We start from the raw sequence: 6,648 nt of genomic DNA on the forward strand, positions 1-6,648 counted from the left end.
TGCTCCACGCACAAAAAAGCAGCCCTGCATGCAGCCGGAGATCATTCCGGTGCACGAGGGCTGTGTTCGCCTTTTAGTTTATCTTCTTCCCCGCTCCGCTGTTTTGGGCCGTACCTGTGCAGCGGGTATGCTTATCCGCTCTTTGCCCATCAGCAGGATCCCTACGACCGCCAGACAGGCCGGAATCAGCGCCCACATGAACGTCTGCGCAATCGACGAGGAGAGGACTGCGGTAATCTGCTCCAGGACAGGTGCCGGAATGGACGCCCGGGTTTCCGGAGTCAGCACCGCCCGCGGGTCAACCAGCCCCCCTGCCGGAATGCCGCTTCCACCGGCAAATACCTCTTCCAAGCCGCTCTGGAACAGGTTGCGCTGTACGATTCCAAACACGCTCACGCCCAGCGTCATGCCCAGCGAGCGGAAAAACGAGTTGGTCGAGCTGGCCGAACCGCGTTGACGCATGTCAAAGTTGTGGATCGCAGCCATGCCCAGGACGGAGAAGGAAAAACCGACGCCAAACCCGGTAAGGACCATGTAGACGGTCACCAGACTGCGCGAGACCTCCGGTGTCAGCGTCCCCAACAAAAACAAGCCGGACAGGAAAAAGGCGGCGGACAGCAGCATGATGTTGCGGTAGCTGGTCTTCGTCGTCAGCATCCCGCCCGTTTGGCTGCCGAGTACCGATCCGAGCATCATCGGAGTGAGCAGCAGCCCCGAGTTGGACGCCGAGCCGCCAAACACTCCCTGGATAAAGATCGGAATGTAGACGGTCGTGATGATGAAGGACGCGCCGTACAGAAGAGACACCATATTGCTTGCGGCAAACAGCCGCTGTCTGAACATGGAAAACGAAATGATCGGCTCGGCCGCCCGTCTCTCCACGTACAAAAACACGGCAAACAGCACGGCAAACGCGGCAAACAGACCGAGAATCACCGCAGAGTCCCAGGCGTATTGATTGCCGCCCAGCTCCAGTGCAAACATCAGGCTGACCACCGCTCCCACCAGCGTGATCGCACCCCACCAGTCAATGCTCTGCTTGCTGTGTTCCAGCGACTCCTTGTAGTACGCGGAGATAAACCAGAGCGACAGAAGACCGATCGGCACGTTGATGTAAAAGACCCAGTGCCAGCCAAAGTAATCGGTGATGTAGGCGCCGAGCAGGGGACCGACAACACTGGACGTGCCGAACACCGCTCCGAACAGGCCAGTCATTTTCCCTCGCTTCTCCGGTGGGAACACGTCAAAAATGATCGTAAAGGCAATCGGCATCAGCGCTCCGCCGCCAATCCCCTGGATGGCCCGGTAGATGCTGAGCTGAACAATGCTGCCTGCCGTCCCGCAGAGGATCGATCCGAGCAAAAACACGATCAACCCAAACACGTAAAACCGTTTGCGGCCGTACATGTCGGACAGTTTGCCGAAGATGGGCATCCCCGCCATCGTCGCCACCATGTACGCCGACGTGACCCAGACAAACTTGTCCAGACCGCCCAACTGGCCGACGATCGTACCCATCGCGGTGGCGACGATCGTGTTGTCCATGGACGCCATCAACAGACCGAGCAGGAGCCCGGCAACCACAAATTTCACATTCGACTTCTTGGCAATCACGCCGATCTCCTCCTCTTTCAACTTCTCTATGAACTTGATTATTGCCAATGTGGCCCGGAAAAAATAAACCTTCCCTCCTGGTCTATACGGAGAGAAGGATATGGAAATTTCAACAAGTATCAGCTTTTTAGCACGTCGTGGTCGACGTAGCGCTCGCCGTTCAGCTCGCTGATGACGTTGATCGCCACCCTGGCCCCGTCACCGGCGGTGATGATCGTATGCACACTGACGCCGGCGCACGTTCCGGCCGCCCAAATGCCCTCCACACTGGTCTTGCCGTCCCGGTCGACGTCAATCACCGTTTTGATCCGCGGCTCGGTGCCGGGCTTGGTCGCCACGCCGATCTTTTCCGCCAGATCGACCAGGATGCCGGTAGCGAGAATCACGTGTTTCGCTTCAAACGTCCCTGCGCTGTCTGTCTCCAGCGTAAAGCCCTGTTCCGTTTTGACGATGTTGGTCACCTGGCCGGACACCAATTCCGCGCCAAATTTCTCCGCCTGCTTTTTCCCGATATCCACCAGGTCAGGCCCGGTGATCTCCATTACGCCGTAGTGATTTTCCACCCAGGCTCGTTTGGTGATGCTCTTGTCACTGTCGATCAGCAGCGTTTTTTTGCCAGCCTTCGCCGTAAACAGCGCCGCGCTGGCTCCTGCCGGTCCTGCCCCAATAATCGCAATCTCGTACATTCTGACATGCCCCCTTCCAGTTTTTATGATACCCAACTTAATCATATACCAAGTATGGAAAAAAGAAAATCCACCGGGCACATCGGGGCCAGTCTCAACAAAAAAACCTCTTGAGCTTGATAGCCCAAGAGGTTTCGCCTCGTTTCGCCTTGTCTTTCGACCTTACTGCACCATGGTGTTGAAGCTCATGACCCAAATGGAGCCGGCGACGATCGTCAGCACGATCACTCCGCCCAGGATCAGTGCCTGCACATTGTAGCGGGGTTTCTCCCCTTCGCGGATGTGCATGAAGAAGAACAACTGAACGAACAGCTGCAGAACGGCCATCGCCATGATTGCAACAACCAGTGCAGTACCGGTCAGCACCTTGTTCATGACCAGCACCAGCGGGATGATGGTCAGCACGATCGACAGAACAAACCCGATGACGTACGACTTGAGGGAGCCGTGCCCCTCTCCGTGACCATGACTGTCGTGTTGCATCATCTTACATCACCCCCATGAGATAGACGACCGTAAAGAGGAAGATCCAGACGACGTCAAGGAAGTGCCAGTACAGGCCCAGATTGGTGACTTTGCGCTTGGTGACCGCCGTGATGCCGTGTTTGCCCAACTGAATCATCAGCGCAGCCATCCAGAACAGACCGAGCGTCACGTGCAGACCGTGCGTACCCACCAGCACGTAGAACGCGGACCAGAATGCACTGGTGGAAATGGCGGCGCCTTCCGAGACCAGATGTGCAAACTCGGTCACTTCCAGCACGACGAACGACAGACCCAGGATGGCAGTGATCGCCAGCCAGCCAATCACCTGTTTCACTTTTCCCTTGTGCATGGCCAGCATCGCCACCCCGCTGGTGAAGCTGCTGGTCAGCAGGATAAACGTAGAAGCAATCACGCCCGGGAGTTGGAACAGCTCTTTACCGGTCGGCCCACCCGCGTAGCTGTGCATCAATACGGCATAGGTGGCAAACAACGTGCCAAACAGAACGCAGTCCGTAACCAGGAAGATCCAGAACCCGACGACCTTGAGAGATTCGTGGTCCTCGTGTCCGTGGTCGTGGTCATGATGTGCCATCGCTTGTTGCATTATACAGCCCTCCCCAGAGAAGCCTCGGTGCGTCTCACTTCGTCCACAGGGATGTAGTAGTCCGTGTCATACTGGAACGAACGCACCAGCATCGAGATGCCGACACCTGCCAGACCAATCACGATCCACCAGGTCCAGCCCCATACGAAACCAAATCCGGCAATGAACCAGAAGAACGACATGATAAACGGAATGCCCGAGTTTTTCGGCATGTGAATCGGCTCCAGCTTGGCCGGCGTTTCGTTTGCCGTGCCGTTTGCTCTCGCCTGCTTGGTCGCCCACCAGTCATCCCGCTCTTTGACCTGCGGAATGACAGCGAAGTTGTACAGCGGCGCCGGAGACGGAATCGACCATTCCAGCGTGCGTGCGTTCCACGGGTCGCCCGTGGTGTCGCGCTCGCCGTGTTTAATGCTGTAGGCGATCTGCCATACCTGGAAGATGAAGCCGAATCCCATCAAGAACGCGCCGACGGTAGAAACCATGTTGAGCGGTGCCCAGCCGAGGTCCCATCCGTACGTGTAAAGGCGTCGGGTCATGCCCATGAAGCCAAGTGCGTACTGCGGCATGAAGCAGACGTAGAAACCGATGTTCCAGAGCCAGAAGCCCCATTTGCCCAAGCGTTCATCCAGCTTGAAGCCAAACATTTTCGGCCACCAGTAGTAAATCCCTGCGAGGTATCCGAACACGACCCCGCCGATCAGCACTTGGTGGAAGTGCGCGATCAGGAAGTAACTGTTGTGGTATTGGTAGTCCGCCGGAGCGACAGCCAGCATCACACCGGTCGCACCCCCGACCAGGAAGCACGGGATAAATGCGATCGTCCACAGCATCGGCTGTTTCAACTGAATCCGTCCGCGGTACATCGTGAACAGCCAGTTGAACACCTTCACCCCGGTCGGAATGGCGATTGCCATCGTCGTGATCGCAAAGAACGCGTTGACGTTTGCCCCCGCACCCATGGTGAAGAAGTGGTGCACCCAGGTGAAGAAGGACAGCACGCTGATGATCACCATTGCGAAGACCATCGACTTGTAACCGAAAACCTGTTTCTTGGCGAACGTTGCCACGATCTCAGAGAAGATACCAAAGGCCGGCAGCACCACGATGTATACTTCCGGGTGGCCCCACATCCAGATCAGGTTGACGTACATCATCGGGTTCCCGCCGCCGTCCATCGTGAAGAAGTGAGCGCCGAGGAAGCGGTCGATGAAGAGCAGTGCCAGCGTCACCGTCAGGATCGGGAACGCGTAGATAATCGTGATACAGCTCGACAGAACCGACCAGGAGAACAGCGGCATCTTCATCAGCGACATGCCCGGTGCACGCATTTTCAGGATGGTCACCAGGAAGTTGATCCCGGTGGCCAAACTACCGATACCGGAAATCTGAATCCCCCAGATGTAGAAGTCCTGTCCGACACCCGGGCTGAACATTTTCTCCGACAGCGGCGGATACGCGAGCCAGCCGGACTCTGCAGAACCCCCGATCACAAAGGAGAGGTTGAACAGCATTGCACCAAAGAAGAACAGCCAGAAGCTGAGTGCGTTCAAAAACGGATACGCGACGTCGCGCGCGCCGATCTGCAGCGGCACGACGATGTTGAACAGCGCGAACATCATCGGCATCGCCATGAACAGAATCATGATCGTGCCGTGCGTCGTAAAGATCGCGTTGTAGTGCTCGGAGTGCAGAAACTCCACATTGGGCATGGTGAGCTGCATCCGCATCAGAAGCGCATCCACGCCGCCGCGGAACAGCATCAAGAGCGAGCAGATCAGGTACATGATCCCGATCTTCTTGTGATCGACGGTTGTCAACCATTCGCGCCACAGCCAGCCCCATTTTTTGTACTTGGTCAGGACAAACACGATGGCCAGGGTGGTCAGCACAATAGCCACATCCGCCCCGTAAATCAACGGGTCACCGGTGACAAAAAACGTGGATGCAAAAGACTTGATGTCCTCCCACATACGGTGATCCTCCTCCCTTTCCGTTTATGTGTTACTGGTTCGATACGGACATTTCATGCTGGTGTGAAGCCTGGGCGTCATTCGCGCCGTGGCTGCTGTGTTCTCCACCGCCTTGATGTCCTTCATGTTGATTGTCGTTGTTTTTCAGATTGTTCTTGTAGTGGTTCATGCCGTTTGGATGATTGCCGTGTACGTGGCCGTATTTCATCACGATTTCCTCGAACAGCCCTTTCGGGAAAGCCGAATACGTCAAGCGGTCGGACAGACCCGGTTTCACCAGGTTTTCGTAATCCTGTTTGGTCATGCCCGGCGCAGTGTTTTTCACCTGCTGCACCCACTGGTCAAACTTCTCCTGCGGTTCGGCAATTACCTTGAACTGCATGTGGGCAAAGCCTTTCCCCGTGAAGTTGGCCCCGGTGCCGTAGTACTCACCCGGCTCATCCGCCTGCATCCACAAGCCCATCGCCATGCCCGGCATCGTATAGATCTGGCCAGCCAACTGCGGTACCCAGAACGAGTTCATCGGCGCCTCGGCGGTCAGCTCAAATTGAACGGGAACGTCCGTCGGAATATGCACGTAGTTAACAGTAGCGATGTTTTGTTCAGGATAAGTAAACAACCATTTCCAGTCGAGCGACGTAACCTGTACCGTGATCGGCTTTACGTCTTTTTTGGGAGGCTCAACCAGCGCATAGGTATCGCGCACCGTAAAATAACCAAGAATGGCAATAATGACGACAGGAATCCCCCACCAGATCAGCTCCAGCGTGGTGTTGTGCGCCCATTCCGGTTGGTACGGAGCCTTGTTCCCCGGTTTGTCCCGATAGCGCCATACGATGTAGAAGGTGATCGCAAACACCGGCAGGATCACGATCGAGACGAGAATAATGGAAGTAATAATCAGATTGTACTGCGTTTCAGCAACGGGCCCCTTCGGATTGAGGACCAGGTATTCGCTCCCGCATCCGCTCAACAGGACGCAGGCCAATACCGCCATGATCCAAAACTGGACCCGTCCGAGCCACTTTCTAGCTGCCATTTCTTCCTACCCCTCCTAACGTTCCAACAGAAAGGAAACGACCGTTCACATTCAGTTTTAATAAACTTGCTTTTTGCCTTCATATCGTATCAAAAGCGCATTTGTTTTGTACCTTCGTTTGCACACCGTTCAAGAATTCGCCGCTTTTTCGTGACAAAGTGTTCACATATACTTCACTTTTTGCTCAAAACTTTGTTACCAATATCCTGTTTTTCTAACCCCCACCTAATAATGGTTGATTTTTCAATA

General features: G+C 55.4%; 6 protein-coding genes. All 6 read right to left on the reverse strand.

Features of this window, described 5'->3' with window-relative positions:
- Nucleotides 1–78: 78 nt before the first annotated feature.
- The 6 genes from KDN35_RS05595 to coxB all read right to left on the reverse strand — a co-directional run bounded on the left by KDN35_RS05595 (nt 79) and on the right by coxB (nt 6,399).
- Nucleotides 79–1,614 carry an MDR family MFS transporter gene (locus tag KDN35_RS05595; protein WP_212132336.1) on the reverse strand — a complete coding sequence of 512 codons (1,536 nt, stop codon included), beginning with the start codon at nt 1,612–1,614 and terminating at the stop codon, nt 79–81.
- 119 nt (nt 1,615–1,733) lie between these two features.
- The gene (locus KDN35_RS05600) at nt 1,734–2,300 is read right to left on the reverse strand and encodes an FAD-dependent oxidoreductase (protein WP_171565850.1); all 567 of its coding nucleotides are present in this window, start codon (nt 2,298–2,300) and stop codon (nt 1,734–1,736) included.
- Nucleotides 2,301–2,462: 162 nt separating this feature from the next.
- Nucleotides 2,463–2,786 (reverse strand): cytochrome o ubiquinol oxidase subunit IV, encoded by a 324-nt coding sequence (cyoD, locus tag KDN35_RS05605; RefSeq protein WP_171565851.1) that lies wholly within the window; start codon nt 2,784–2,786, stop codon nt 2,463–2,465.
- 1 nt (nt 2,787) lies between these two features.
- A complete protein-coding gene (cyoC, locus tag KDN35_RS05610; RefSeq protein ID WP_230076591.1) occupies nt 2,788–3,390 on the reverse strand; it encodes a cytochrome o ubiquinol oxidase subunit III in 603 nt (200 codons plus the stop codon).
- Complete coding sequence (locus tag KDN35_RS05615; protein WP_171565852.1) at nt 3,390–5,360, reverse strand: cbb3-type cytochrome c oxidase subunit I; 1,971 nt, start codon at nt 5,358–5,360, stop codon at nt 3,390–3,392. The genes cyoC and KDN35_RS05615 overlap by 1 nt, the downstream gene beginning before the upstream one ends.
- Before the next feature lie 31 nt (nt 5,361–5,391).
- A complete protein-coding gene (gene coxB / locus KDN35_RS05620; RefSeq protein ID WP_212132330.1) occupies nt 5,392–6,399 on the reverse strand; it encodes a cytochrome c oxidase subunit II in 1,008 nt (335 codons plus the stop codon).
- Nucleotides 6,400–6,648 lie beyond the last annotated feature (249 nt).

Origin of the sequence: Brevibacillus sp. NL20B1 (assembly GCF_018195675.1) — a bacterium.
Lineage (GTDB): Bacteria > Bacillota > Bacilli > Brevibacillales > Brevibacillaceae > Brevibacillus > Brevibacillus aydinogluensis.

Coding starts and splice junctions, on each gene's coding strand:
- KDN35_RS05600 (WP_171565850.1), bottom strand. CDS start 2,300: ATGTACGAGATTGCGATTATTGGGGCAGGACCGGCAGGAGCCAGCGCG.
- cyoD (WP_171565851.1), bottom strand. CDS start 2,786: ATGATGCAACACGACAGTCATGGTCACGGAGAGGGGCACGGCTCCCTC.
- cyoC (WP_230076591.1), bottom strand. CDS start 3,390: ATGCAACAAGCGATGGCACATCATGACCACGACCACGGACACGAGGAC.
- KDN35_RS05615 (WP_171565852.1), bottom strand. CDS start 5,360: ATGTGGGAGGACATCAAGTCTTTTGCATCCACGTTTTTTGTCACCGGT.
- coxB (WP_212132330.1), bottom strand. CDS start 6,399: ATGGCAGCTAGAAAGTGGCTCGGACGGGTCCAGTTTTGGATCATGGCG.